The 454-nt window shown below is 54.4% G+C and carries 1 pseudogene; it reads left to right on the top strand.

Features of this window, described 5'->3' with window-relative positions:
- Positions 1 to 210, top strand: a pseudogene (locus tag B3C64_RS00265) (Asd/ArgC dimerization domain-containing protein); the annotation flags it as partial.
- Positions 211 to 454 lie beyond the last annotated feature (244 nt).

Genomic DNA, 454 nt, shown 5'->3' with positions numbered 1-454 from the left:
CAGTATCTGACCGATGACGACCGTCCGCAGGTCAAGAAGGATGTGGATTACGAGGGCGGCATGGGTGTTTCCATCGGCCGTCTGCGTGAGGATTCCATCTTCGACTGGAAGTTCGTCGGCCTGGCGCACAACACGCTGCGTGGCGCGGCCGGTGGCGCTCTGGAAAGCGCCGAAATGCTCAAGGCGCTGGGCTACATCACCAAGAAGTGATGTGTCGACTTTTCTGAGTCCGCATGGAAAAGGCCGGTTCTTCGGGACCGGCCTTTTCTCGCACTGCCACTCGTTCCTTCAGAGCCGGCTTTCTCGTCTTATCGCGCTTTCTTCAGACTATCTATTTCGGTCGGCTATTCCACGCATGACGCATCTCTCTATCAGCAGAAACGTCGCACGATTCTAAATTTTGAGGGCAATTTCAAATCGTGCGACAACAATCACCATCTCCATGCGATTTCAT

This window comes from Bifidobacterium sp. UBA6881, assembly GCA_002451435.1.
Classification (GTDB): Bacteria; Actinomycetota; Actinomycetes; order Actinomycetales; family Bifidobacteriaceae; genus Bifidobacterium.
The sequence above is the reverse complement of the archived record's forward strand: the minus strand, read 5'-3'. Positions and strand labels throughout refer to the sequence as shown.